This window comes from Adhaeribacter terreus (assembly GCF_042657365.1).
In the GTDB taxonomy this organism is placed as follows: Bacteria; Bacteroidota; Bacteroidia; order Cytophagales; family Hymenobacteraceae; genus Adhaeribacter_A; species Adhaeribacter_A terreus.
On sequence record NZ_JBHSKT010000004.1, the window covers coordinates 48,752 to 72,754 of the forward strand.

24 protein-coding genes are annotated in these 24,003 nt (G+C 45.3%); 9 read left to right on the plus strand and 15 right to left on the minus strand.

Translation table 11 applies throughout. From position 1 onward, the window contains the following. Positions 1-116: 116 nt before the first annotated feature. The 5 genes from ACFPIB_RS07770 to ACFPIB_RS07790 all read right to left on the minus strand — a co-directional run bounded on the left by ACFPIB_RS07770 (position 117) and on the right by ACFPIB_RS07790 (position 2,689). Positions 117-311 (minus strand): cold-shock protein, encoded by a 195-nt coding sequence (locus ACFPIB_RS07770; RefSeq protein WP_378016871.1) that lies wholly within the window; start codon positions 309-311, stop codon positions 117-119. 169 nt (positions 312-480) lie between these two features. Next, positions 481-984 (minus strand): KdsC family phosphatase, encoded by a 504-nt coding sequence (locus ACFPIB_RS07775; protein ID WP_378016872.1) that lies wholly within the window; start codon positions 982-984, stop codon positions 481-483. 140 nt (positions 985-1,124) lie between these two features. Further along, positions 1,125-1,367 (minus strand): Fe-S cluster assembly protein IscX, encoded by a 243-nt coding sequence (iscX, locus tag ACFPIB_RS07780; RefSeq protein WP_378016873.1) that lies wholly within the window; start codon positions 1,365-1,367, stop codon positions 1,125-1,127. 96 nt (positions 1,368-1,463) lie between these two features. Continuing rightward, complete coding sequence (locus ACFPIB_RS07785; RefSeq protein ID WP_378016874.1) at positions 1,464-1,793, minus strand: 2Fe-2S iron-sulfur cluster-binding protein; 330 nt, start codon at positions 1,791-1,793, stop codon at positions 1,464-1,466. A gap of 110 nt (positions 1,794-1,903) precedes the next feature. Then, the gene (locus tag ACFPIB_RS07790; RefSeq protein WP_378016875.1) at positions 1,904-2,689 is read right to left on the minus strand and encodes a Rossmann-like and DUF2520 domain-containing protein; all 786 of its coding nucleotides are present in this window, start codon (positions 2,687-2,689) and stop codon (positions 1,904-1,906) included. 149 nt (positions 2,690-2,838) lie between these two features. Between ACFPIB_RS07790 and ACFPIB_RS07795 the strand changes: the two genes are divergently transcribed. The 4 genes from ACFPIB_RS07795 to ACFPIB_RS07810 all read left to right on the plus strand — a co-directional run bounded on the left by ACFPIB_RS07795 (position 2,839) and on the right by ACFPIB_RS07810 (position 6,708). After that, the gene (locus ACFPIB_RS07795; protein ID WP_378016876.1) at positions 2,839-3,489 is read left to right on the plus strand and encodes a T9SS type A sorting domain-containing protein; all 651 of its coding nucleotides are present in this window, start codon (positions 2,839-2,841) and stop codon (positions 3,487-3,489) included. 202 nt (positions 3,490-3,691) lie between these two features. Continuing rightward, on the plus strand, positions 3,692-4,147 hold the full coding sequence (locus tag ACFPIB_RS07800) for a cold-shock protein (RefSeq protein ID WP_378016877.1): 456 nt from the start codon (positions 3,692-3,694) through the stop codon (positions 4,145-4,147). A gap of 144 nt (positions 4,148-4,291) precedes the next feature. Next, positions 4,292-5,890, plus strand: a complete 1,599-nt coding sequence (locus ACFPIB_RS07805; protein ID WP_378016878.1) for a MutS-related protein — start codon at positions 4,292-4,294, stop codon at positions 5,888-5,890. A gap of 176 nt (positions 5,891-6,066) precedes the next feature. After that, complete coding sequence (locus ACFPIB_RS07810; RefSeq protein WP_378016879.1) at positions 6,067-6,708, plus strand: T9SS type A sorting domain-containing protein; 642 nt, start codon at positions 6,067-6,069, stop codon at positions 6,706-6,708. Between the two features lie 73 nt (positions 6,709-6,781). Here ACFPIB_RS07810 and ccsA (ACFPIB_RS07815) read toward each other — a convergent pair whose 3' ends face one another. The 5 genes from ccsA (ACFPIB_RS07815) to ACFPIB_RS07835 all read right to left on the minus strand — a co-directional run bounded on the left by ccsA (ACFPIB_RS07815) (position 6,782) and on the right by ACFPIB_RS07835 (position 11,779). Further along, positions 6,782-9,391: a cytochrome c biogenesis protein CcsA gene (ccsA, locus tag ACFPIB_RS07815; protein ID WP_378016880.1), complete on the minus strand. Its 2,610-nt coding sequence runs from the start codon at positions 9,389-9,391 to the stop codon at positions 6,782-6,784. Positions 9,392-9,479: 88 nt separating this feature from the next. Continuing rightward, complete coding sequence (locus ACFPIB_RS07820) at positions 9,480-9,920, minus strand: cytochrome c maturation protein CcmE domain-containing protein (protein ID WP_378016881.1); 441 nt, start codon at positions 9,918-9,920, stop codon at positions 9,480-9,482. Positions 9,921-10,079: 159 nt separating this feature from the next. Further along, entirely contained in the window at positions 10,080-10,319 is a 240-nt protein-coding gene (locus ACFPIB_RS07825; protein WP_378016882.1) for a CcmD family protein, read from the minus strand. Next, on the minus strand, positions 10,306-10,968 hold the full coding sequence (gene ccsA, locus ACFPIB_RS07830; protein WP_378016883.1) for a cytochrome c biogenesis protein CcsA: 663 nt from the start codon (positions 10,966-10,968) through the stop codon (positions 10,306-10,308). The genes ACFPIB_RS07825 and ccsA (ACFPIB_RS07830) overlap by 14 nt, the downstream gene beginning before the upstream one ends. Positions 10,969-11,092: 124 nt before the next feature. After that, positions 11,093-11,779, minus strand: coding sequence for a heme exporter protein CcmB (locus ACFPIB_RS07835; RefSeq protein WP_378016884.1), 687 nt, complete (start codon positions 11,777-11,779; stop codon positions 11,093-11,095). A 503-nt stretch (positions 11,780-12,282) separates the two neighbouring features. Between ACFPIB_RS07835 and ACFPIB_RS07840 the strand changes: the two genes are divergently transcribed. Then, entirely contained in the window at positions 12,283-15,090 is a 2,808-nt protein-coding gene (locus tag ACFPIB_RS07840; RefSeq protein ID WP_378016885.1) for a TonB-dependent receptor, read from the plus strand. Positions 15,091-15,366: 276 nt separating this feature from the next. Then, complete coding sequence (locus ACFPIB_RS07845) at positions 15,367-16,770, plus strand: T9SS C-terminal target domain-containing protein (protein WP_378016886.1); 1,404 nt, start codon at positions 15,367-15,369, stop codon at positions 16,768-16,770. Between the two features lie 20 nt (positions 16,771-16,790). Here the strand turns inward: ACFPIB_RS07845 and ACFPIB_RS07850 are convergent, their stop codons facing one another. Further along, the gene (locus ACFPIB_RS07850) at positions 16,791-16,985 is read right to left on the minus strand and encodes a hypothetical protein (RefSeq protein WP_378016887.1); all 195 of its coding nucleotides are present in this window, start codon (positions 16,983-16,985) and stop codon (positions 16,791-16,793) included. Between the two features lie 159 nt (positions 16,986-17,144). Between ACFPIB_RS07850 and ACFPIB_RS07855 the strand changes: the two genes are divergently transcribed. The 3 genes from ACFPIB_RS07855 (at position 17,145) to ACFPIB_RS07865 (ending at position 20,147) form a co-directional block, all read left to right on the plus strand. Continuing rightward, positions 17,145-17,618: a DUF6265 family protein gene (locus ACFPIB_RS07855; protein WP_378016888.1), complete on the plus strand. Its 474-nt coding sequence runs from the start codon at positions 17,145-17,147 to the stop codon at positions 17,616-17,618. Positions 17,619-17,689: 71 nt separating this feature from the next. Then, a complete protein-coding gene (locus ACFPIB_RS07860; protein WP_378016889.1) occupies positions 17,690-18,901 on the plus strand; it encodes a glycosyltransferase in 1,212 nt (403 codons plus the stop codon). Beyond that, positions 18,891-20,147: a lipopolysaccharide biosynthesis protein gene (locus tag ACFPIB_RS07865; protein WP_378016890.1), complete on the plus strand. Its 1,257-nt coding sequence runs from the start codon at positions 18,891-18,893 to the stop codon at positions 20,145-20,147. The genes ACFPIB_RS07860 and ACFPIB_RS07865 overlap by 11 nt, the downstream gene beginning before the upstream one ends. 64 nt (positions 20,148-20,211) lie before the next feature. On the opposite strand, the gene ACFPIB_RS07870 is transcribed toward ACFPIB_RS07865, so the two are convergent. From ACFPIB_RS07870 to ACFPIB_RS07885, 4 genes are all read right to left on the minus strand, one after another. Beyond that, positions 20,212-21,321, minus strand: coding sequence for a GNAT family N-acetyltransferase (locus ACFPIB_RS07870; protein WP_378016891.1), 1,110 nt, complete (start codon positions 21,319-21,321; stop codon positions 20,212-20,214). A gap of 1 nt (position 21,322) precedes the next feature. Beyond that, positions 21,323-22,354 carry a polysaccharide deacetylase family protein gene (locus ACFPIB_RS07875; protein ID WP_378016892.1) on the minus strand — a complete coding sequence of 344 codons (1,032 nt, stop codon included), beginning with the start codon at positions 22,352-22,354 and terminating at the stop codon, positions 21,323-21,325. 20 nt (positions 22,355-22,374) lie between these two features. Next, positions 22,375-23,367 carry an AAA family ATPase gene (locus ACFPIB_RS07880; protein WP_378016893.1) on the minus strand — a complete coding sequence of 331 codons (993 nt, stop codon included), beginning with the start codon at positions 23,365-23,367 and terminating at the stop codon, positions 22,375-22,377. Positions 23,368-23,521: 154 nt separating this feature from the next. After that, a complete protein-coding gene (locus ACFPIB_RS07885; protein ID WP_378016894.1) occupies positions 23,522-23,893 on the minus strand; it encodes a DMT family protein in 372 nt (123 codons plus the stop codon). Positions 23,894-24,003: the final 110 nt, after the last annotated feature.

Sequence of the window (24,003 nt, forward strand, 5' to 3'; positions counted from 1 at the left end):
CAATTGAACCATTTAGTTGGCAAACCTACAAAAATACGTCGGGTTTAAAATACAGAAAGCCACTCTTTTGAGCGGCTTTCTGCAGTAGTGATGATGAATTATATATTCTGGAGTAATTAAACGCGTTTCACGTTAATTGCATTGATGCCTTTTTTGCCTTCCTGCGTATCGAATTCAACTTTATCGTTCTGCTGAATCTGTGCGCCATTTAAACCCGTTACGTGCACGAAGAAATCTTCTTTGGTGTTGTCGTCTGTAATGAAGCCGTAACCTTTTGACTCATTAAAGAATTTTACTGTTCCTGTTTTCATAAAAAATAAACTTAAAAAAAATGAATGATGAATAAAAAAAGTGAATGATGAATTGTTATGATTGTAAATTTATAGACTTTTTCTAAAAATGCAACAATTCCCCCTTTTAATTACTCATTATTTTAGGTAAACAGTAAAATAATACGGGTAATCCGTTCGTTTTAGCGGGTTACCATTCCTGGTGCTGTTTCAAAACCAGCTCAATTATCTCCCGAACTGCCCCATTTCCACCGCCGGCATTTGTTACATAGTCAGAAACGGCCAGAATATCGGTTGCGGCATCAGCAGGGCAAACAGCAATGCCGCAATGCTGCATCACTTCCAGGTCCGGCATATCGTCGCCCATGTAGATCACATTTTCAGGGTCCACTTCCTGCATGTACAGGTAATTTTCGAAAACATCGATCTTGTTGTCTACGCCCAGAAATATATCTTCCACGTCTAACGATTCGAGGCGGCGGCGCACGCCTACTTCGTTCCGCCCGGAAATAATGGCCACTTTGTAGCCGCGTTTCAGGGCATGTTTTATGGCGTAACCGTCTTTAATATTAAAAGCGCGCACCTGTTCGCCATCGGCAAAAGCCAGCATGGTTCCATCGGTCAGCACGCCGTCCACATCAAAAACGAACGTAGTAATAGCGCTGAAATCGGGGAAAGCTTTGCGGGAAGACATAGTTTATTTACGATTGACGAATGACGATTTACGATTGATTTAATTATTGATTGACATGATTATTCAATTTAGGAAAAGCTCAACTTCGAAAAAAGAGCTTCTTTCTAAAATTATAAATCCAAAATCGTAAACCAAAAAGTTTACTGATTATCGCGCCATTCGTAAACCCACGCCGACTGGATCTGCTCCAGGTGACCTTCGTTGGCTTGTTCGCGGGTGCCGGCAAAATTCGGTAGGCTTAAAACCCACTCTAAAAGATCGGTAAAGCGAATGCGGTAGATCTTCGATTCGGTAAAATCGTCGCCAAACTTTTCGTAAAGGCCCAGCGCTATATCTTCGTAATCGTTCCAGTTAATTGGTGGTTCGAAATTCTTATTATCCATTTTTTTGAATTGTTGATTGTTGGTTGTTAATTGTTGATTGACCCATATTGTAAATTCAATTAACAATCGGCAAACAACAATTAAACAATTTAAATTTTAGTGTCCCAGAAAATCCTGATCCGGAATGGTTACTACCAGATCTTCGTTACCCTGGATTACGCACTGACAAGCCAGGCGGGAATTAAGGCGCGGATCGATGGCGCGGTCTATAAAATCTTCTTCTTTATCGGAAATTTCCGGAAGATCGTCCATGCCGGCTTCTACGTAAATGTGGCAAGTGCTGCAACCGCAAACACCCCCGCAGTTATGTTGCAATTCTATATTATTATCGAGGGCCACATCCAGCACCGATTCGCCTTCCACGCCGGTAAGCGTCTGGTCGGGTTTGCCGTCGGAAAATTTAAACGTAATATTTACTGCTTTCATTTTACAGGTTAAAATGCTGCTGCAAAGGTAGGCAACATGCAGCCCTAATCAAAACCACTTTTGCTTTGCAGTTTTGCGGGCCTAAACCGTACCGTTTTTCAGGTAAAAACTCAGGATTTTTGCTGAATGCTGCGCGTAAGCAGTTCGTAAATTTGCTGGTAGCCGGGGTTGTTTTGCAGGAATTGCAGCTGCGTTTGAATGGTATTTTCGTCGTGGCGGATGGCGGGGCCGGTTTGTACCGAGAACGGATTTTGCGCAAAGGCTTTCTGCACGGTTTGCTCCACCAAAGGCTGCAGCATTTCGAAATGGAGCTGGTTCTGCTGCAGAATTTCTGCACTTATTCCGAATAAATGATTGGTAAAATTGCAGGCGAAAACCGCAGCCAGGTGCAATATTTTCCGGTCTTCCGAATTAACCTGGTAAACTTTTTCGCTCAGGCTTTCGGCAGTTTTTTGCAGCAAAACCATAGCGTTTTTATGGGCAGTTTCGAGGCAGAACGGAATATTACGGAAACTGACCGGCGTATTTTTACTGAAGGTTTGCAAAGGATAAAAAACTGCTCCCTGGATATTTTTATTCGTTTCGAAAACGCTCAGCGGCTGCGTGCCCGATGTATGCGCCACCAAACTACCCGCCGGAAAAACGGCTTCGCGCAGCAATTCCGGCAACACCGAATCTTTTACGGCTATTATATACAGGTCGGCTGGGAAATCAGTAAAATCGGTGAAATCGGTTGCGCGGGCAGTTTTCAGGTTTTGCGCTAAGGCTTCGGCATTTTCTAAGTTTCGGCTGTAAACGCAGATAATTTCATGTCCGGCTTCTTCCAAAGCTGGTGCCAAATGCCAGGCTACGTTTCCGGCGCCCAGCATCGCAATTTTATAGGCCGGTTTTTTCATGCGGAAAGATAGCGTTTTTTAGGAAAGTTTGCTGACGAGGAAATTTTGACAATGACCAAAACAAAATTTCAAACAACGGGCAACGTTTCAGCTTTTTCCTGCGACCTGTATATAGAAATTCGCTTCTGGTGATTCTTTAAAATACTTGCATGATGAAAAAAAATCTACTCCTTAGTTTATTACTTACACTGGCAACTTGTTTTACGGCTTCTTCGCAAGCCCTGGATAGCGTTTTTGTACAGTACAGCAACCCCGGCGTTAATCAGGTTTCGGAAGTAGTGGCCAATATTTACCTTCCTACACAGGGCGCCATACGGTTTGGATATACCGCCATACAACAAACCGATACACTTTTTGTAACGGCCTGCTATTCTTCCGGCCCGATGACGGCGCCAATGCTGTTGCGCGACACGATGCAACTCGGAACGGTTCCTTCCAATATTCAGAAACTTCGGTTCAGAGCTTATTATTCCAGTAACCCCATGCAATGCGATTCAACGCGCTTTTTCGAAAAAACGATAGCGTTTTCAGTAAAAAATCCGACAGGCATTAGCGAATTCAGCCCGGCACCGGTAATCCAATTTTACCCGAACCCGGTACGGGAAACGCTTACCATTGCCCGCGGCGCATTTAGGCAGATCAATATCCGGGAAATTACCGGCAAATTGCTTTTCAGCCAACCTGCCCGCTCCGGAACCGATACGCATTTGCAAATGAGCTGGCTGCCGCCGGGCTTATACCTGCTGGAAACGGTTTCTGAAAATGGCGTTTTGAGCCGCGCCCGCCTGGTAAAAAAATGATCGGTTCTAAAGCGTTTGTTGTTTAATTGCGCATGGTTGGAGGCTGAATAATGCTTTTGAAGACTATTTTTCGCTTGTTTGAAATATTTTTTAATGCATTCTTATAAAAAAACCTTAAATTTATATAGCGTTACCCGAATCAGAACGTAAATAAGAAAAATCGGCACGTAGCCGTAAACGGGTAATCAATTTTATATAATATATGGGCAGATCGCAGGAAACATTTAATAAGAAAGAGCAAGAGAAGAAACGGGCTAAGAAAAAGCAGGACAAAGAGGCGAAAAAGGAAGAACGCAGAGCCAATTCCGATAAAGGCAAGAGCCTGGACGACATGATGGCGTACCTGGACGAGGATGGCAACATTGTGTCTACGCCGCCGGATCCGACGAAGAAAAAGAAGGAAATTAAGCAGGAAGATATCCGGATCAGCGTTTCGAAACAGGAAGACCTGGAACCGGTAGATACGCTTCGGAAAGGCACGGTTACGTTCTTTAACGATTCTAAAGGTTACGGTTTTATTAAAGACCATGATACGCAGGAAAGCATTTTTGTGCACGTGAACGCGTTAACCAGCCCGATAAAAGAGAACGACAAAGTTTCTTTTGAGGTGGAAATGGGTCAGAAAGGTCCTACTGCCGTAAAAGTAAAACTTATATAAATTAGCAGTTTTGCTAAAGCATAGTAAGGTGTAGCAGGTTTGCTACACCTTTTTTGTTTACTTTACTTTTTAAGAAGCTACGTCTAACAACTGTTTTGATCGCTGACAATTGGAAAGCAAAACAGAAATTTTATTCCCAACCAAATGTTCGGATCGAAAGAGAAAGCCCGATTCCTGGAAAACTGCCACAAACCCAAAACCGAAAGCTTTAACTTCGGAAAAATAGAACGCTATTTTTTAAAAAGCGATAAGAAAAATGCCTCGCAGGTAATTTCCGATAAAACCTGCCACGATCTGGACCTTGACGAGATTTTCATGCTTGTTGATCGTACGGTTTCCAAAGTCGGGCAGCAATACCTGTACAAGACTTTGCGCACTATTCCGGCAAACGAAACCCGAAGCAACAGATTTGAAGCACTGATCAAAATTTTCAGGGAAAATGCGGCGCTGAGAAAGCTGGTTTTAAACGAGCTTTACCGGCTACGCAAACCCGAAGCGTATTACATTGCTGCTTTATTTCAGGAAGAGCACATACAGAAACCGAAATGGTTCTGGTTGGTGCCGGTGCTTTCGGGCCTGAGTTTTTCAAGCATTTTGCTTACCGTTTTCTTTCCGAAATTCATTCTTTTACCACTCATTTTGCTGGCTGGCAATTTCATTATTCATTACTGGAACAAGAGCAACCTTTTTCAATATACTGCCTCCATTCCGCAGTTACTTATTCTTTATCAGGTTACCAAAAAACTTCTGAAAACCAATGCTTTCAGCCCAACCGATGAACTTAAAGAAGCAGTGCTCTGCGTGGAAAAGCTTGGCAAAAGCATGCGTTTTTTTAAGTTCGAAGCTAGCATGCAAAGCGATATCGGGCAGGCCTTTGAATTTATTTTTGAACTGGTAAAAGCCTTGTTCCTCTTCGAGCCGATTCTTTTATTTCATGTGTTGAAGAAATTGGAGAACCACCGGGCGCAACTGCAGGAGCTTTTTACTTTTGTAGGCGAAATCGATACCGTTTTATCAATCGATGCGTTCTGCAACAGCCTGCCATATTTCTGCCACCCGCAATTTTCTAATGATCAGGAAAAACGCCTGCAGGCAACAGAAATGTTTCACCCGTTAATTCCCGAAGCAGTTACAAATTCCATAGAGCTGGAAAACCGGTCGGCTTTGCTTACCGGCTCCAACATGTCGGGCAAAACTACTTTTATCCGGACCGTGGGCATAAACGCTATTCTGGGGCAAACAATAAATATTTGTTGTGCCCGCAGTTTCAAAATTCCGCGCTTAAATATTCATTCCGCCATCCGGATCTCCGATGATCTGCTAAGTGAAAAAAGCTATTATTTTGAAGAAGTTACGTCCATTAAGCAAATGCTCGATGCCAGCCAAACAGGTTTTCCGAACCTGTTTCTGCTCGACGAGTTATTTAAAGGCACTAATACCGTGGAACGCGTTGCAGCCGGCAAAGCCGTTCTCCGCTACCTGAACCAGAAAGCCAACCTGGTTTTTATTGCCACCCACGACCTGGAACTGACCGATTATTTACAAGAAAGCTACAACCTCTATCATTTCACCGAAACGGTAGAGAACGGCAATATTCAGTTCGATTATAAACTCAAAGCCGGCAACCTGAAAACCACCAACGCCATCCGGATTCTGGAGCTGAATAATTACCCGGCGGAAGTTATTGAGGAGGCAAAAACGCTATCGGAATCATTCAGGAAAGTGCAGGCAGACATAGCTTAACTTCTGCGAATTTCGCGGCAAAAAAGGCAGTTTTTGAGGCAAAAAGCATAGCGTTTTAAAGCTGCCAATACTATTTGAAAGTTGAAGCCGAATTAAATAACAACAACAGGCAACCCTTCGGCTTTTTCCTGCGACCTCTATTTAGTTACTTTCTATAGATAAACACAAACTGTCGTATGAAAAAGGCTTTACTCTTTCTGCTTTTATTCGGTTTGCTAAGTCCGGTAACCAGTTTTGCGATGCAAATTGATACCGTTTTTGTGCGGCAAAGCAAGCTGGGCGGGAATAATATGGAAGTTATTACGCACATCATTGCGCATTATCAACCCGCTTATAGAATTAATTACACCTCTACCTTTATAAACGACACGCTCTTTATAAATGCCTGCTATTACGAAGGACCGGCTTCGACCATGGGCCATGTGCGTGACACGTTGCAGGTAGGCGTTATACCGTCCGGAAACTACACCCTGCATTATAGAGCAGTCTTATCATCCGACCGGAACCAATGCATTCAGGCTTACGCTGATATTATGACTACAACTTTCCTGGTAAATGAACTACTGGGAGTAAAAACCAATGTCGAAGATGCGGAACCACTATTTTATCCAAACCCGGTTACCGATATGCTTCATCTTTCAGGAAATCCTGGACAACTAAACCTTTACGACTTGCGTGGGCAACTGATAAAACGCTATGATTTTAGCACTCAAAACCCTGCACCCGTTTCAGTAAGTGAGCTACCGCCAGCCATTTATGTAGCTGAACAGTTAAGCCGGACCGGAAAGATTTTCAGGAGAAGATTAGTAAAGAATTAACGTTTCCATATTTAATAAAAAAGCCGCCCGAATTGCTTCCGGGCGGCTTTTTTTATGAATTCAGATCAGCACTTTAGGCAACGATCTTTTTGCGTTGTTTTGCCATTACTTTCGGACGGTCGTTACCATCGGAAGAATCTGCTTTGCTTTCTTTGTTTCTACGTACAATGGCCATAATAAAACCACCCGTCATTACAAACACCCCGATCCACATAATGCTGATGAACGGTTTTTCCATGGCTTTCATAATGATGTAATCTTTCTGGGTAGTTTCTACACCAAAGCTGAATTTGTTCATTACCGGATCAATATTGTTGAACGTGATCCGGATTCCCAGGTCATCTACTTCGTCCGGAATGCGGCCTACCAGTTTGTCTTTGATCACGAAAACCGGGTGAATGTGGTATTCTTTATCTTCGCCGAAAACTTTCATATCGGCCTGCACCGCTACGTCGCCGGCGGCTAAGTTCAGATCGATGCCTTGTACAGCATTGGTTTTCTCCAGACCGTAAAGCACCGCCACATAATCGTTAATAAAGATGGTATCTTTAATTCCGATCAGGTGTTCCTTACTTTCACTCCACTCCCTTTCCTCATCGGGCTGCGGAATGGAAGAAACGTGGGTATAAAGGTCGCGGTTGGCAAACGATTTAATATCCGGCGAAGCGAGCAAGCCCATTTCTTCGTTTACCTGCGCGCGCGGCCACAAGGTAAAGGTTTTACCGTCCTTTTGTTTGTATTCAACCTGGTAATAGGTGTTTTCCGGATAAACCTCTACGGTATCGCCGGTCTTAAAATACACTTTACCGTTCTGTTTGATATTAGCCCGGGCCAGCGATTTGTAAGGATCGGCGGTTGGGAAAAGGATCTGTTTGTTTACGTACTCCGGCACATCTTTTACTTCAATGAACTGGCCTTTGTAAGTAACCTTGTAGCCACTCATTTCTGTTGGCTGATTGCGCCATAAAAGCACGTTGTCGCGGTTCATTTCATCCGGGAATTCGCGCGAATAAAGCAGGCCCGACATATTTTCGGAAACTACTTTGGAATAACCTGCTGAATACAAGATACCAAAAAGGATCATGGCCATACCAATGTGCGCAATAGCGCCGCCGGAAAGCGATATCTTTTTTTGCATCAGCGTAAGCATCATGCTCAGGTTCGCAAAAATGGCAAACAATGAAGTCAGCAATAGAATAACGCAGATCCACTCTTTCGTAATATCAACCGTTGGCATCCAGCCGATCTTTCCTAATAACAGGAATAAAGCACTGAAAAGGAAGGTTAAAATCAGCGGAATGGCTAACGCATTCGAGATATTCTCTTTGTCGTTTTTACGGTACCACATTACCTGGGCAAAGCCCGAAAGCACTGCAATAGCAACCCCAACCCAAAGCTGGAATTTTGTATAATGCGCAATCTGGTCGGCAGGTAAAGCGGCATTGGTTTTCAGGCCGATAAAGCCCATAAATGAGTTGTAAACCGGAATGGAAGTTGTAGCCAATACCTGGAAAGCACCTAAGCAAAGCACCGCCGCACCAATGAAAACCCAAAGTTCAGCACTGTAAGTAGTAAGTTCTTTCTGCGTAGCCGGAATGTTTTTCCAACGGTAAATAATTAATCCAACGGCCAGCACTACGAAAGCCGCCATATACGTAAACAGCTGCCCAGATAAACCTAAGTCGGTGAAAGAGTGAACGGAAGCGTTACCTAAAATACCGCTGCGGGTTAAGAACGTAGCATAAAGCACCAGCAGGAATGAAACAATAACCAGCAGATAGGTGGTGCGTAAAGCTGACTTGCTACGCTTGTAGATCACCATGGTATGCGCTGCCGCAATCAAAGTCAGCCACGGAATATATACGGCATTTTCTACCGGGTCCCAATTCCAGTAACCGCCAAAGTTCAGGGTTTCGTAAGCCCAGTAAGCTCCCATGATAATACCTACGCCCATGATCATGGCCGCAAATAAGGTCCACGGGAAAGCGGGTTTCAGCCATTCTTTATATTCACCTTTCCAGAGGGCCGCAATAGCAAATGCAAACGGCACCAAAGCGGCGGCAAAACCTAAAAACAAAGTTGGCGGGTGAATAACCATCCAGTAGTTTTGTAAGAGCGGGTTCAGGCCGGTACCATCTTTCGGTACAAAGTTCGGATCAAGCTTGAAAACCGGTGCATCGGTCATGAAGTCGCGCATGAGAATGAACGGCGAAGAACCAATTTTCAGGTCGCCGATCACCACACCCAGGATCATGGAAGTAAGGAAAAGTTGCACAAACGCGAATACGGCCATAGCAGGCGCTTCCCATTTGCGGTTATATTTTATAAGCAGGAGCCCTAAAACCGTGTGCCAGAAGATCCAGAGCAGGAAACTTCCCTCCTGGCCTTCCCAGAAACACGAGATCATATAATGGGTTGGCAAATGGTTGGAAGAATGGCTCCAAGCGTAATGGTATTCGTAGCGGTGGCTGTAGATAATCTCGAACAGGCTGCCGATAATGCCTAAAACTGCAATAACGTGCACAAAAAAAGCACCGCGCCCCAGCAATTTCCAGTCGAGCTTATCCTGCCCGAGCGGCTGCCGGTAAGACGCCATAAAATAAGCCAGCGCCGAAACGATTGCCGACACGAACGCCAATATGACGCTGAAATGCCCTAAATCGCCGATAAATGTATTGATCATTACTTTTTCTAATTAGAAATTCTGAATTAGAAATTAGAAATTGAAATGCCCGTTAACAGGAACATTTCTAATTTTTAATTTCTAATTTTTAATTAATTGACGCCGCTTTCGGTTTTCCTTCGGCTTTTACTTCTTTTTCAGTGTATTTGGAAGGGCATTTCAGGAGGATCTTATCGGCTACGAACACGTCGTTTTTCATGTTGCCGGTAATTACTACTTGTTCGGAACGTTCAAAATCCTGTGGTTTCGGGTTGAAATAAACAACGCGCTGCTCCAGTTTATTGGTATCGGAAAGGATAAAAGTGAAATAATTCGGGTCTTTAACCGGGTTATATTCCATGCCTACTATGTGGCCCTGAGCATCTTTTTTCAGACGACCAACTACGTGCACTTTTTTAGAGCTACCTTCTTCAGCCAACTCTTTGGCTTCCGAAAATGAAACGTAAGTACTGGCATCGCCGGCAGTGGTCATGATAATACCAATAGCCAGTGCAATGATAATGATCCCGATTATGTGCGTCTTTTTCATTTTATTAAACTTTTGCGCTTTTGCTGTGAACACCCGAAGCGGGCAGATAATTCAGCGCTGGCACTTTTTCACTCAATTTTACTTCGTTTCAGGTTTCAGGACTTTTTAGGGGAATTTCCCTACCGTTTTTAAATCCGGATGCTTGCTACCTGATACTTATTATTTTATTCCGGTCTGTCTTTCCAGGCGGCCGATCTTGCGGTCAATCATGAAAAGAAAGATCAGCAGGCCGATCAACATAACGGTTAATACAGCTACTACCACGTAGATCTTTCCATCGGCGCGGAGTTTATCGGCCATCTCAATTTCATTTGGGTTTTGCGCGAAAGCCGGCGTGATACCCAAAGCCATCAGCAGAAAGAGCAGCGAACGGACAACAATATTTTTAAGCGTTTTCATATAAGCGGAATTTAAGATTTTCGAGGCGCACCCGTAAGGTCATGATCCAGACACCCAGCCCGATCCAACCCAAAATGGCCGGATAAAATACCATGCGCATATTACCATCCAGATCGTAGCCGCCAAAGCCGGGATTACCGCCGTTGCCGGGGTGCAAAGAATCCGTCAGGCGCGGTAAAATAAACAGCAAAGGCACTAAAGTTACGAAGGCAAAAATGTTGTAAACGGCGCTGATGCGGGCTCTTTGTTGTTGTTCGGCGAAAGAACTGCGCAGCACTAAATAAGCAAAATAGATCAGCATGCCAATAGCCGCGCCGTTCAGTTTCGGATCGTTCACCCACCAGGCGCCCCAGGTAAAGCGAGCCCAGGTCATGCCGGTAAGCAAACCTAAAATGCCGTACAGAATGCCGACGTTGGCTGCTTCTTTAGCAATAATATCGTTACGAAGCGTAGGGTTGCTCAGGTATTTAATAGAATACGTTACCGAAACGCCCAGAATAGCCAGCATGCCAAACCACATCGGCACGTGAAAATACAGGTTTCGGATGCTTTCGTTCAGAATGGCCAAACGTGGTACTTCCGAAAGAAAACCGGCCACCACTGTATATAGAAGCAGCGCCACCGTTACAAATTTCCACCAGTTCTTCATTTTCGTTGTTCGTTATTCGTTGTCCGTTTTCGATTTACTTTTCGTTTTTCTGAACTCCGAATGTCATTTAATATTTTAATTTCCTGTGAATAACTAATCATTATTCATTAATCATTCATCACTATTAAGTTCGCCACAAAAACGGGAACAGGATGTAGGAAGTAGCAATTACAATTACATTTATAGCTCCCAAAACCGCTAATTCATCTAAGTTCGCGGAGCGATCCAGGCCATCTATCGCGTTTTTGGAAAGTTTCATGAGCATTAAAAGCATAGGCGCAATTACCGGAAAACTCAGCACCGCCATTAATGCTGAACTGTTCGCCGCTTTGGCTGCAATGCCGGAAACCAGGGTAAGGGAAGTTGCAAAACCTAAAGCGCCTAGTAGGATAGAAACCAGGAACATGGTAACATCCTGCACTGGATTCCCGATGATTACCGCATAAAACAAAAAGCAAAGCAGCGCTAAAACCAGCATTAAAGCTGCGTTATAAGCAATTTTGGCCAGAATTACGCCCTGCGGACTTACCAGGCTATAGAAGTAAAGTAAGCGTCCGCGGTTTTCCTGGGTAAAGCTTTTGGAGATGGCGTTAACGGCCGTAAAGAGCAGGATGATCCAGTACAAGGCATTCCAGACCGGAACCTGCAAACCGCTAAAGCGCATGCTGAAGCTGAGGTAGCAAATGAAAACGGTACTGCCCACATATAATAGCATTCCGTTGAAGGCATATTTCTGTCTCCACTCCAGAATGAAATCTTTCTGTACCAAATAAATAACCTCTTTCAGCAGCACAATTAACAACTTTGCCACAAAGGTACAACAGAAAAAATTCGAAAGACAGTAAAAAAAACTTTATTCCCGAATGACAATTATCAGGTTTCAGGGTTTTTAGTGTTAAAAGGATAGCATTTTGCATAAAAGCAGCGCTACACCTGTTTTCACGTTTCTTCCGGCCTTTCTTTTCAGGAGAGAATTAGAGATTTTCCGTTAAGGCAAAAAGCCCCGGAAAAAAATAAATGGAAAACCACCCTGAAAATTAGTTAGAATAGAATCCATGAAAACGGTATGCTTTCTGGTTAAAAAACCCGGAACTAATCAGGTTAAAAATTTCCTTTTCACCATAATATAAACAGCGGCACAAAACTACCGTTCAACAACCAAAAACCGCAAAGGTTTTACATTTCAGCTGCACAATATTCATTTAACAATTCAATAATATTACCGGCTTTTCTTTAACTGTTTGATAATAATGGATTAACAGTGCCATAATCGGGTCGCCGTACATTTGTAACGAGACTAAACGACACCCAATTATGAAAGCTTATTTACTCTTGCTATTTACTTTTTTCAGCTTTTCCCCTACCGTTTTTGCGCAAAGTTCCGGAACCCTAACCGGCCGGGTGACCAATAAAAATTCCAACGAGCCGGTAATTGGCGCGGTAGTCTTTATAACCGGTTCTACCAAGGGCGCTTCTACCGATCATAATGGCAATTTCTCAATTAAAGTAGAGCCCGGCATTTACAAGATCGCGGTTACCTATGTTTCCTATAAGCAAACCAACCTCGAAAACATTAAAATTGAAGCCGGAAAAACCACCACGCTGAACATTAAAATAGAGGAAGACAGCAAAATGCTGAATGCAGTTACAATTGTAGGCACGCGGCAAACCAACACCGAAATGAGCCTGATAACCGAAATGAAAAAATCGGAGATTGTGGCTAACGGGGTTTCGGGAGAGCAAATTGCCAAAAGTCTGGACCGTGACGCCGCCGAAACGGTAAAACGCATTCCTGGTATTTCGATCATGGATAATCGTTTTATCGTGATCCGGGGCATGAACGAACGCTACAATACCGTAATGCTGAACGATGCGCTCACGCCGAGTACCGAAACCGACGCCAAAGCCTTTTCCTTCGATATTCTGCCTACCAGCGTAATTGACCGCATCATGGTTTTTAAAGGCGGTTCACCGGAATTGCCGGGTGAATTTGCGGGTGGCGTGATCAAAGTCTACACCAAAAATTTCGCCGACGAAAACACCAATACGTTCAGTCTTTCAGGTTCTTACCGCGCCGGCACTACCTTCAAAAATTTCAATTCATACCAAGGCAGCAAAACTGATTTCCTGGGTTTCGATAATGGTAAAAGAGCCTTGCCGGGCCAGTTTCCGGAAAGCCTAGCTGATATGACGAATGCGCAACGCGCCGATGCCGGCAAAGCCCTGGAAAATACCTGGACGCCCAATCAAAGCAAAGCCGCGCCGGATCTACGCGCTTCTTTAGGCATGACCCGCCGGTTCAACATTGGCTCGACCAAGATCAGCAATCTGACCGCCGTTTCTTACAGCAACACCCGCACCATGCTGGAAGCCAACCGCGATAAATTCCTGTTCTTCGACGAGGAAACCCAGACCCACCCCTACGAATATTCTTTTAAAGACCTGCAAAGCACAGAAAGCGTACGATTAGGCGTGATTCATAACTGGTCGGCGCGCTTAAGCAACAACCATAAACTCGAGTTCCGGAATTTATTTAACCAGCTGGGCGCCAATCAAACCACCGTGCGCAAAGGCTTTGACCGCAGCAACCAGCAGGACCAGGAAAATTACGCACTACGCTACGAAAGCCGCCGCATTTATTCTGGTCAGTTGCAAGGCACCCACGATCTGAACAACGAAAACACGACACTTACCTGGACCACCGGTTTTGCCAGCACCAATCGTAACGAACCTGATTACAGAAGAGTGCGCACGCAACGCGCCATGGGCAGCACCGATGCCTTTAAAGTAGTGGTTCCGAATGGCCCAACGCCGAAAGATGCCAGCCGCTTTTTCTCGCAACTGAACGAAGATACCTACATGGCAAGCGGAGATGCCGAGCATCGTTTGGGCCAGAAAGACAGTTTGGCAACCGATGACCGCCGCATTAAACTGCGCACCGGTTTTTACGCCGAGAAAAAGAACCGCGATTTTGCTTCCCGCTACTTTTCCTACGCTTTCCGCCCCGACAACAACAACCCGGACCTGAGCGTGTTAGACCTTCCGCTTAACCAGATCTTCGCCCCGGAAAACATTAAACCAAACAACGGCTTTATTCTGGAAGAAGGCACCAACCCAAGCGATGCTTACACAGCTTCGAACGACCTGGTGGCCGGTTATGTGAGCACTTCGGTGCCCGTCGGAGCAAGATTATTATTAGCCGGTGGTGCCCGTTTGGAATACAACCGCCAGCGCTTGAGCACCGCTACCAGCAGCGGCCCGGTGGAAGTAGACAACCCGATCACACGTTTGCTGCCCAGCCTGAATATTTCTTATAACCTCACGGAAAACCAGCTTTTAAGAGCCGGTACCAGCGTAAGTCTGAACCGTCCGGAATTCCGGGAACTGGCGCCGTTTACTTACTACGATTTCAACACCAACTTTGAAGTAACCGGTAACCCGGAACTGGAAACACCTACCATTTACAACGCCGATCTGCGCTATGAATACTACGCCAGCCCTACGGAAGTGCTTTCGGCAGGAACCTTCTTCAAACACTTCCAGAACCCGATCGAGAACTTCTTTATTGTGAGCAGCGGGGCCAACTCTTACACCTTCAAAAATGCTGAAAGCGCGGTGAGCTACGGCCTGGAAACGGAGATCCGCAAATCATTCTTCAACCTTTCTGAAAACAAATTTGTGCAGAACCTGAGTCTGGTACTAAACGCCTCGCTCATCAAAAGCCAGGTTACTTTGGGCGAAGAAGCCGACGGCCAAGCCCAGGACCGACCGATGATGGGACAGTCGCCTTACATTGTGAACACCGGCCTTTATTACCAGAACGACGAACAGAAATTTCAGGCCAACCTGCTTTACAACGTGATGGGCAAGCGCATTTACATTGTAGGAAACTACGCCAATCCAACCGTGTTCGAAATGCCGCGCCACCAGATCGACTTTACGGTTACTAAAGGTTTCGGCGAACGGTTCCAGGTTACGGCCGGCGTGCAGGACCTGCTGAACCAGCGCTACAACCTGGTGCAGGACTGGGACCAGAACAGCCAGATCACCGACTTCGATAAATCTATTCTGAATTATAAACGCGGGGCTTACACCACGCTGGGCATGACCTATAAATTCTAAAAATCATATCGGGAAGAGAATTACGCATTCCCGAAAAGTCCCCCTTTGGAGGGGGTTGGGGGAGGATTTTACTTTACCAGGTCATCCCGACGATAGGAGGGATCTCATTAAGTTAATAGTACATTTTATTCTGGCTACTCTACCTTCCTCCGGAGATCTCTCCTGACGTCGAGATGTCGCAAAAAAGTGGTCCTCCCCCTACCCCCTCCAAAGGGGGACAATCAGAAAACTTAAAACAAAATCATCTACTCAAAACCAATTTAACCAAAAACAACAATGAAAAAATTACTAAATGTGATGCTGATGGCCTGTGTAATAGGTTTTACAGTTAGCTGTAACGACAATGACGATAATCCGAAACCACCAGTGGCAGTAGATCCGAACGGTGCGGCCGTTGCGCCAAACGAAGCGGGATTGAACGGAACGGTTGAAAATGGCCGGGTAGTTTTACAAGGCTCTGCAACCAAAAATGTAATTCTGCGCGCCGGCACCAAATATATCCTGAAAGGCTTTGTTTACATTCCTGCGGGCTTAACGCTTACTATTGAACCGGGCACCGTTATTATGGGCGACAAAACCACCAAAGGAACGCTTGTAATTGAAAGAGGCGGTAAAATTATGGCCGATGGCACCGCGCAAAAACCAATTGTATTTACTTCGGCGCAACAAAAAGGCAGCCGCGCGGCCGGCGACTGGGGCGGTATAATTGTACTGGGTGCTGCTCCAACCAATTTGCCAAGCGAAAAAGCTAAAATTGAAGGCGGCGTGGATCGTGAATACGGCGGAACGAATGCGAACGACAACTCCGGGATCATCCGTTATGTGCGCATCGAGTTCAGTGGCATTGCTTTCCAGCCAGACAATGAAATTAACGGTCTGACTTTGGGTGGCGTAGGTGCTGGAACCACTATCGATTACGTGCAGGTTTCTTACAACGGCGACGACTCTTTTGAAATGTTTGGCGGAACTGTGAATATGAAACACCTGATCGCTTACAAAACCGTGGATGATATGTTCGATACCGATAACGGTTATTCCGGCAAATTGCAATTTGTGGTGGGTTTAAGCAATCCGGCCGTGGCAGACGTTTCGGGTTCTAACGGATTTGAATCGGATGGCGATGCGCAAGGCTCAGATGCTTCGCCAAAAACTTCAGCCATTTTCTCGAACGTGAGCTTATTCGGTCCGATGGCAACTTCTACGGCTACCGGTTTTAACAGCAACTTTAAACGGGCCATGCACATCCGGAGGAACAGCAATATTCAGGTGCACAACGCAGTTTTTGCAGGCTGGCCAACGGGCTTGTTGTTAGATGGTTCCAAATCGCAAGCAAACGCTACGGCCAATACCCTGAAAATTCAGAATACAGTAATTGCCGGTTCGCAAAGCGGCAAAGCCCTGACTACCGAAACCGGCAGCACGTTTGATGTAAGTACCTGGTTTAACGCTGCCAGCAAAGGAAACAGCGTAGTAGCCGAAGCGGCCGACCTGAAACTGAACGGCGCTTTCAACCAGCAGAATCCGGATTTCCGTCCGGGCAGTGGTTCTTCTCTCCTAAGTGGCGCTTCTTTTACCGGCCTGGATGCGTTCTTCGAAAATGTAGCTTATAAAGGCGCTTTCGGAACAACCGACTGGACTGCCGGCTGGGCGAATTTCGACCCGCAAAACACTGACTATTAACTCATTAAAAACATTGTACATTAAAACAGGGTGAAAACTTTAGTGTACAGCTTCCGGCCGCGCAGCTTAGTCTCCTGCGCATCTGGTAAAAGCTCCGCTGCAAGGCGGGGCTTTTTACGTTTTCGGGCAATCTGAATCAAGGATTTTACGAATTTGGGATTACCCAGATTTTTGTTGCCCTCGATAAATCCGCCCAAACCCGAAATCCATTTCATCCGCGATTAAGACTTTTTCGCCTTCAAACCCTATCGTTTTTCAGTTCCGGAAAGCTACACGAAAACCGTATCTTTGAACTGGCTGCCGGTTGCTAAAATTCAGAATAAAAAAAAATCGACAGCCTGCACACTATAAAGACTTAAAACAAATAATAACCAATGAAATTAAAACCTATAAGCATGCTGACGTTTACATTTATGTTGGCGCTTTGCAGCTGGAATAATCCTCAGAACCCAGACATTGATAAAGCTTCGTGGCTGGCCGGGACCTGGCAGAATAAAAGCGAAAAAATGTTCGAAACCTGGAAAAAAGTAAGCGACACGGAGTTTGCGGGCAAAAGTTACATGCTTCGGAAAAACGACACCCTTGTTTTCGAAACGATCCGGCTGATTCAGAAACTGGAAGGGCTGGCTTATATTCCCAAAGTAAGAAACCAGAATAAGAACCAACCGGTAGAATTTTTGCAGAAAAAAGTAACCGAAACCGAACTGGTTTTCGAAAACCCGAAACACGATTTTCCGCAGGTTATTGCTTACAAACTGATCAACCCTGATTCGCTGGTGGCTGAAATTTCGGCGAGTAAAAATGGCAAGGTCCGGAAACAAACCTTCGCCATGAAACGTCTGAAATAATGCAGTAAGATGCGGAAAACTGTTCAGAAACCTTATATTTGAATTTTCTGAAAGCTTGCTGAGAACCTGAAATGCCAGAAACGCCGCGCCGCAAAATCCTGTTTTTACCCAAATGGTACCCCGACCGCAAGGCAGACCAGAACGGTAATTTCATTCAGCAGCACGCACGTGCGGTTTCCGGTTTTGCCGAGGTAATTGTGCTTTACGCCAACGCCGACGATTTTTCTGGCCCTAACCTGACCGAGTTCGATTACAAGAAAGACGACGGCATTCCCACGCTTTATTTCTACTACAAAAAGCGCATCACCGGCCTGAATTTTATAGACAAACCACTCAAATTGCTGCTGTATTTTGCCTGCCTTTTTCGCGGTTATCGCATTGTAGAACGGCTTTTTGGAAGGCCCGATCTGCTGCACGTGCACGTACTTTTGCGAACCGGTTTGTTTGCCTGGTTCAAATGTTTCACCAGTGGTTTGCCGTTTATAATTACCGAACACTGGACCTTATATCTGCCGCAAAATGCACATAAAATAAGCCGGCTCCGGAAAAAACTTACCCAGCTGGTAGTTAAAAAAGCGGCCGCTGTAAATACCGTTTCGGAAGATCTGAAAAATGCCATGCAGAATCTGGGTTTTCGGAACCGGAACTATACCGTTATTCCGAATGTGGTAGATACCGCGACTTTTTACCCCGAAAACCCTATCGTTTTGAAGCCGAAAAAGGAATTGCTGAACGTGGCCATTCTGAACGATCGCGCCAAAAACCAGAGCGGTTTAATTAAAGCTTTTCACAAACTGCTTCCAGAATTTCCGGACCTTGAATTGCACATTATTGGGTTTGGCCCTTCGGAGCAAATGCTAAAAGATCTGGCGCAGGAAATGGGTTTACTTAACAAAACAGTATTCTTTGAAGGCAAAAAAGAGGCGGAAGAAGTAGCGGAATTTATGCGAAAAGCCGATGTTTTTGTACTGCCCAGTTTCTACGAAACCTTCGGGGTAGTTTTAATTGAAGCGCTGGCCAGCGGAACGCCCGTAATTGCCAGTAAGGTTGGCGGCGTACCGGAAGTTTTTACTAAAGAACAAGGCATTTTGATTGAACCCGGCAACGAAGAAAATTTATTGGAAGCCTTGCGGTTTGTGCTGCAAAATCCGGAGGCTTTCCCGAAAGAAAAGCTGCGCAAATTTGCCGTAAAAAATTACAGTTTTGATGCCGTAGGAAAACAGTTTGCCGCGCTCTACGAAACGGTATTACTTTCCACCGAAAAACCCGAAGATGCTCGCTAAGATCCTGCACACCTTTACTTCGCGGGTAGGCATTGCCGGCCTCAATTTCCTAATCGTGATGCTTACGGCACAGGTTTTGGGCGCTTCCGGCCGGGGCGAGATCGGGATATTCGGGGCAAATTTAGCGCTGGTCATTTTGTTTACGGGCTTGCTGGGTGGCACTGGTTTGGCTTATTTAACGCCACGTACCAACATTTACCAATTGCTGCTTCCGGCTTATGTGTGGTCGGTGCTGGTTTCCGGATTGGTAACGGTTTTGCTGTATTTTTTAGATCAGGTTCCGCCGGAATTTGCCATTCATTTATTCGGACTTTCGTTGCTGCTGGCTTTGTTTACCGTGAACACAACGGTACTGGTTGGCAAGGAAAAAGTAAAGCTTTTCAACTACCTGAGTTTCCTGCAAACGTTGCTGCTAATTGTAGTTTTAGCAACCGGGTTTTTAGTTTTTAAGCAGCAAACCATAGCGTTTTATTTCACGGCTTTGTACTGGGCTTACGGCTTCACCTTCACGCTCAGCTTCATAGCTATTTTACTCCTCCCCGACCGACCCGATTTCACCGGATTTCAGCAAAACATTTTGCACTTATTCAAGTTCGGTAGTACCGCTCAACTTTCCAACATCATTACCTTTCTGAACTACCGCCTCGGCTATTATTTTCTGAACACCTTAACCGATTCTAAAGCAGTAGGCATTTTTTCAGTGGGCGTGTCCTTATCGGAAGCGATCTGGATGGTGGGCCGCAGTTTAGCGCTGGTACAATATGCCAAGCTGGTTAACACTGAAGATCCGGAAGCCGCCAAACAACTGACCATCAAGTTAGCGCGCCTGAGTTTTCTGGTAACTTTTACCGCCGTTTTGGTTTTAGCTTTGCTCCCGCCGGTAGTTTTTCAGCTTATTTTCGGGGAGGAATTTGGCAGCGTAAATACCGTGATCTGGTCGTTGGGGTTAGGCATTATTGCTATTGGCACGAGCACGATTTTTAGTCATTATTTTGCTGGCCGTGGGAAATATTCCATCAATAACTGGGCTTCGTTTTCTGGTTTGCTTTTAACGGTTCCGGCCTGCTGGCTGCTCATTCCGAAGTTGGGTTTTGTAGGCGCCGGAATGGCTTCTACTCTTTCCTATTTAGCGGCTTTTACATTTTTATACTGGAAATTCAGGAAAGAAAGCGGGTTTTCTTTCACACAACTTTTGCCGGGAAAGACAGATTTTCAGGAATTGAAAAAGTTACTTCGGAAGAAGTAATTACACAGTTTTCGCTGGCACAAGTGTTAAGCCACAGGCGTCACTTGTGCCAAAGACAAAAAGCTTACGTAAACGCACAATCCGCGTCGCCATCCTGAATCTTCACTTCTGCTTGCTTGCTTAATAATTCCGCAAATTTCTTCGAGATAATGTAGTGTCGTTTGAGCGGATGCAAATAAATAAACGGTTTCGGATTTTGCTTGAAAACCGCTACCAATTCCGGGTGAAAAACTGTGATGGTATTCAGCTTTTCTTTCATCATTAACTGAATAATAATTTCAGCTACGGTCCGCATGTTTCCGGCTTCTGCGTACAGATACGGCACTTTCAAATCGTTACCGCGAATGGCTAAAATCACAAAAGCAACTACCTGGTTTTCAGTATTTGAAATTTGCAACGGCCGGAATTCGAAACGTTTATCGAAAGCCGAGAAATGATACTTTTTGCCGGTGCCATCATCTTCCGAAAGTTGTAAAAGCCAAGGATTTTGCAGCATCCAGTTCAGGTCTTCGGCGCCGCGTTTTTCTAATTGGTTTTGCTGTTTTTCTGAGATGAATTCCGCGAGTTTTTCGTCGATTTTCCCTATCGTTTCTACGCGGTAATTCCTGGTTCCTTTCGAAGGTTCCCACATACTCAGGCGCACATCGTTCTGCACGTTCAACGCCCAGTTTTTCAGGCTGATGAGCCATTTGATTTTTTCCAGTACCGGGAATTTCTTAGGCAGCAATTCGTCTAGATTGAAGCGCAAAAAGCCTCGCAGGCCTTCGGAAATTTTCAGGTCCTGAAACTGATTGGAGCGGTCGTATAAACCTTTGGCGGCGGGCGTGAATTCGGTAACTAAAATGCGATTATCCCAGCGTTCCAGCACCCGAGTCAGCAGTTTTTTGGCAATGCCTTGTCCGCGGACTTCGGGGTCCACCCACATGCAGCTGAGCCAGCCGGCTTTATCTTTTTGTCCGTTCAGGAAAATATAGTCGGCAAACACGCCCAGGTAACCCGCCATTTTGCCTTCCACCATCGCTAAAACCAGAATTACATCGTCTTCAGTCACGCGCGGATTATTGATATGCGAAAGCGCGCGGTGCCGCGAAATGGGCACGACCGGCATGGTTTTGTACTCCTCCGAATCTAAAAACGGGCGTAAAGTCTGGGGCGTAAATTCGCGTAATTCCATATCAGCGGCGCGTTATTTTGTTTTTCCCGAACGGCGCTTTGGCAAGATAATACAAGTATTCGGTTTTGATCAATTCTTCGGCGCTCTGCTGCGTACCTTCCATCGGAAAACGCTGCAAATGCTGCCCAAAACTATCGTGCTTTAAACCCGCCGAACCGAAACTTAACTGCACTTTTTGATTTCGGTAAATTTCCTCGAAAAACTTTCGGGAAACGCCTTCATCAGTGAACGGAAACGCAAACCAACGGTAAGGCAAGTTGAATTTCTGCTTGATAAAATCCACGCTCGTAAAGGTTTGCTGCAATTGTTCATCCAGCGAAACCGTGCGATATTCGGGGTGCGAATGCGAATGCGCGCCGATGTAAAAACCTTGCTGGATCAGTTCGTTTACTTGTGCGGTTGTTAAATATGGCTTTTGCGTTTGCAGGTATTCCTGAAAATCGACTTCCAGCATTGCAGCAATTTCCGGCAATACTTCTTTGGAATTGAAATTAATGTTCAGCAAACTGTTTTTCAGATCGCCTTCTTTCAATAATTGTTTCTCCAGCAGCAGCTTGGCTATGAGTTTTTTAGCGTTTTCCGATACCGTTTTTTGCTGCAGTTTCTCAATTAAAACACTGGCTTGATACCGGTAAAAAAGCGCCTGATTGTCGTGAAAAGCGGAATTGAGGAAGAACGCGGCGGGCACGCCTTTCTCCTTCAGAATGGGTACAACTACATCGTAAATTTCCCGCAAACCATCGTCGAAAGTGATGAAGAAGCCGGGCTTTTGCAGACTTTTTCCGTTCAAAACGGTAGCGTTTAGAGCTTCAAAAGTCAGGGGCTCGAAGTGCTTTAAGAGAAAGTCGAGATCCTGGCGAAAAAGATTTTCGTTTCGGGTTTGGTAGAGGTGTTTGATATGCGGCGGTGCCTGGTTGCATACCAAATGATACACCGGCAAAAACAGTTTTTCGCCGCTCATAGTAATAAGTTGCGGCAGCGAAACCGCTCCGGAAGCAGAGTTTAGCAGGCTTTTGGTATAGCGTTTTAGCAAAATGAACTCAATAATATACCCTAGCTGATCGGTACTTTCCGTAAAATCGCTTCCACAAAATCTTTGGTTTTTACACCGTCGGCTTCGGCTTCGTAGTTCAGGATGATGCGGTGATTCATAACATCAGCGGCTACTTCCTTAATGTCTTCGGGTAGCACGTAATCGCGTTCGTCGAAAAAGGCTACGGCTTTGGCGGCTAAATTCAGGGCAATACTGGCGCGCGGCGAAACTCCGAACTGAATGTAGTTTGCAAATTCGGCCAAGTCGTATTCGGAAGGACGGCGGCTGGCAAAAACCAGTTCGATGATGTATTTTTCGAGCATTTCGGAAATCTGCACCTGGTTTATTTCGCTCCGGATATCGAAGATATCCTGCTTGGAAAGCACTTGGTTTACCTGATTTTTATAGCCCATATTGCTCATACGGCGCATCACTTCCAGCTCGTCGGCTTTTTTCAGATAGTCTATGTAAACTTTCATCATAAAGCGGTCAACCTGCGCTTCAGGTAGCGGGTAGGTTCCCTCCTGCTCTACCGGGTTTTGGGTGGCTAGCACTAAAAACGGCAAGTCTAAGCGGTAAGTCGTTTCGCCAATGGTAACCTGTTTTTCCTGCATGGCTTCCAGCAGCGCGCTTTGCACTTTGGCCGGCGAACGGTTTATTTCATCGGCCAGGATCATGTTGGAGAAGATCGGGCCTTTTTTTACTTCGAACGCCGAGGAAGCCTGGTTGTAGATCATCGTGCCAATCAAGTCAGATGGCAGCAGATCGGGGGTGAACTGGATGCGCTGAAAATTCAGGTCTAACACCCGGGAAAGCGTGTTTACGGTAAGCGTTTTGGCCAGGCCAGGCACGCCTTCGAGCAAAATATGGCCGCCGGTAAAAAGCCCGATGAGCAACCGGTTTACCATGTATTGCTGGCCAACCACGATCTTCCCTACTTCGGCAAAAACCTGTTTTATTTTAATCTGATGTTCGCGGATGCGTTCTTCGTACGAGATTTCTTCAGTTTCCATGAATGCGATGTTCGTATTTTCGAGATTAGATAGTTCGATGCTCGTTTGGCAAACGTTTTCTTTTATGAAACGCTTCTGTCGGGCAAAAATTTTCGACCTTTCAGCCCGAATTGCCGGTTATCTAAACGCTAATTTACTTTTTTCTGCCGAAACCCTACCATTTTTTAAAGATGAAGAACACGGCCAGCGTCATGAACAGAAACCCGACTACGTGGTTCCAGGCCAGCTTGTCGGTGCGGAAAATGTAAACGGCCACCAGCGTAAAAACCGTAAGCGAAACCACTTCCTGAATAATTTTCAACTCAAAAAGCGAGAACGGGCCGCCGTTTTCGCGGAAACCGATGCGGTTGGCTGGCACCTGAAAAATGTACTCAAAAAACGCCAAACCCCAACTGATCATAATTACGCCAATTAAACCAACGCCGTGCAGCCAACTTATTTTTTTGAACTGCAAATGCCCGTACCAGGCAAAGGTCATAAAGAGGTTGGAAAGTATCAGTAACAAAACAGAAGTTATTCCTTTCATAGATTCTGGTAAAATAATGGTCAATTCTCAAAGGTATTTATTCTGCCTAAAAATCCGCCTGGAACCGTAATTTTTATGTTTTCGGAAAAAGGTTTAGGATATTATGCAAC

What these genes read in the sequence shown, in the direction of transcription:
- ACFPIB_RS07770 (WP_378016871.1), bottom strand. Translation starts at nt 311, where the DNA reads ATGAAAACAGGAACAGTAAAATTCTTTAATGAGTCAAAAGGTTACGGC.
- ACFPIB_RS07775 (WP_378016872.1), bottom strand. Translation starts at nt 984, where the DNA reads ATGTCTTCCCGCAAAGCTTTCCCCGATTTCAGCGCTATTACTACGTTC.
- iscX (WP_378016873.1), bottom strand. Translation starts at nt 1,367, where the DNA reads ATGGATAATAAGAATTTCGAACCACCAATTAACTGGAACGATTACGAA.
- ACFPIB_RS07785 (WP_378016874.1), bottom strand. Translation starts at nt 1,793, where the DNA reads ATGAAAGCAGTAAATATTACGTTTAAATTTTCCGACGGCAAACCCGAC.
- ACFPIB_RS07790 (WP_378016875.1), bottom strand. Translation starts at nt 2,689, where the DNA reads ATGAAAAAACCGGCCTATAAAATTGCGATGCTGGGCGCCGGAAACGTA.
- ACFPIB_RS07795 (WP_378016876.1), top strand. Translation starts at nt 2,839, where the DNA reads ATGATGAAAAAAAATCTACTCCTTAGTTTATTACTTACACTGGCAACT.
- ACFPIB_RS07800 (WP_378016877.1), top strand. Translation starts at nt 3,692, where the DNA reads ATGGGCAGATCGCAGGAAACATTTAATAAGAAAGAGCAAGAGAAGAAA.
- ACFPIB_RS07805 (WP_378016878.1), top strand. Translation starts at nt 4,292, where the DNA reads ATGTTCGGATCGAAAGAGAAAGCCCGATTCCTGGAAAACTGCCACAAA.
- ACFPIB_RS07810 (WP_378016879.1), top strand. Translation starts at nt 6,067, where the DNA reads ATGAAAAAGGCTTTACTCTTTCTGCTTTTATTCGGTTTGCTAAGTCCG.
- ccsA (WP_378016880.1), bottom strand. Translation starts at nt 9,391, where the DNA reads ATGATCAATACATTTATCGGCGATTTAGGGCATTTCAGCGTCATATTG.
- ACFPIB_RS07820 (WP_378016881.1), bottom strand. Translation starts at nt 9,920, where the DNA reads ATGAAAAAGACGCACATAATCGGGATCATTATCATTGCACTGGCTATT.
- ACFPIB_RS07825 (WP_378016882.1), bottom strand. Translation starts at nt 10,319, where the DNA reads ATGAAAACGCTTAAAAATATTGTTGTCCGTTCGCTGCTCTTTCTGCTG.
- ccsA (WP_378016883.1), bottom strand. Translation starts at nt 10,968, where the DNA reads ATGAAGAACTGGTGGAAATTTGTAACGGTGGCGCTGCTTCTATATACA.
- ACFPIB_RS07840 (WP_378016885.1), top strand. Translation starts at nt 12,283, where the DNA reads ATGAAAGCTTATTTACTCTTGCTATTTACTTTTTTCAGCTTTTCCCCT.
- ACFPIB_RS07845 (WP_378016886.1), top strand. Translation starts at nt 15,367, where the DNA reads ATGAAAAAATTACTAAATGTGATGCTGATGGCCTGTGTAATAGGTTTT.
- ACFPIB_RS07850 (WP_378016887.1), bottom strand. Translation starts at nt 16,985, where the DNA reads ATGAAATGGATTTCGGGTTTGGGCGGATTTATCGAGGGCAACAAAAAT.
- ACFPIB_RS07855 (WP_378016888.1), top strand. Translation starts at nt 17,145, where the DNA reads ATGAAATTAAAACCTATAAGCATGCTGACGTTTACATTTATGTTGGCG.
- ACFPIB_RS07860 (WP_378016889.1), top strand. Translation starts at nt 17,690, where the DNA reads ATGCCAGAAACGCCGCGCCGCAAAATCCTGTTTTTACCCAAATGGTAC.
- ACFPIB_RS07865 (WP_378016890.1), top strand. Translation starts at nt 18,891, where the DNA reads ATGCTCGCTAAGATCCTGCACACCTTTACTTCGCGGGTAGGCATTGCC.
- ACFPIB_RS07870 (WP_378016891.1), bottom strand. Translation starts at nt 21,321, where the DNA reads ATGGAATTACGCGAATTTACGCCCCAGACTTTACGCCCGTTTTTAGAT.
- ACFPIB_RS07880 (WP_378016893.1), bottom strand. Translation starts at nt 23,367, where the DNA reads ATGGAAACTGAAGAAATCTCGTACGAAGAACGCATCCGCGAACATCAG.
- ACFPIB_RS07885 (WP_378016894.1), bottom strand. Translation starts at nt 23,893, where the DNA reads ATGAAAGGAATAACTTCTGTTTTGTTACTGATACTTTCCAACCTCTTT.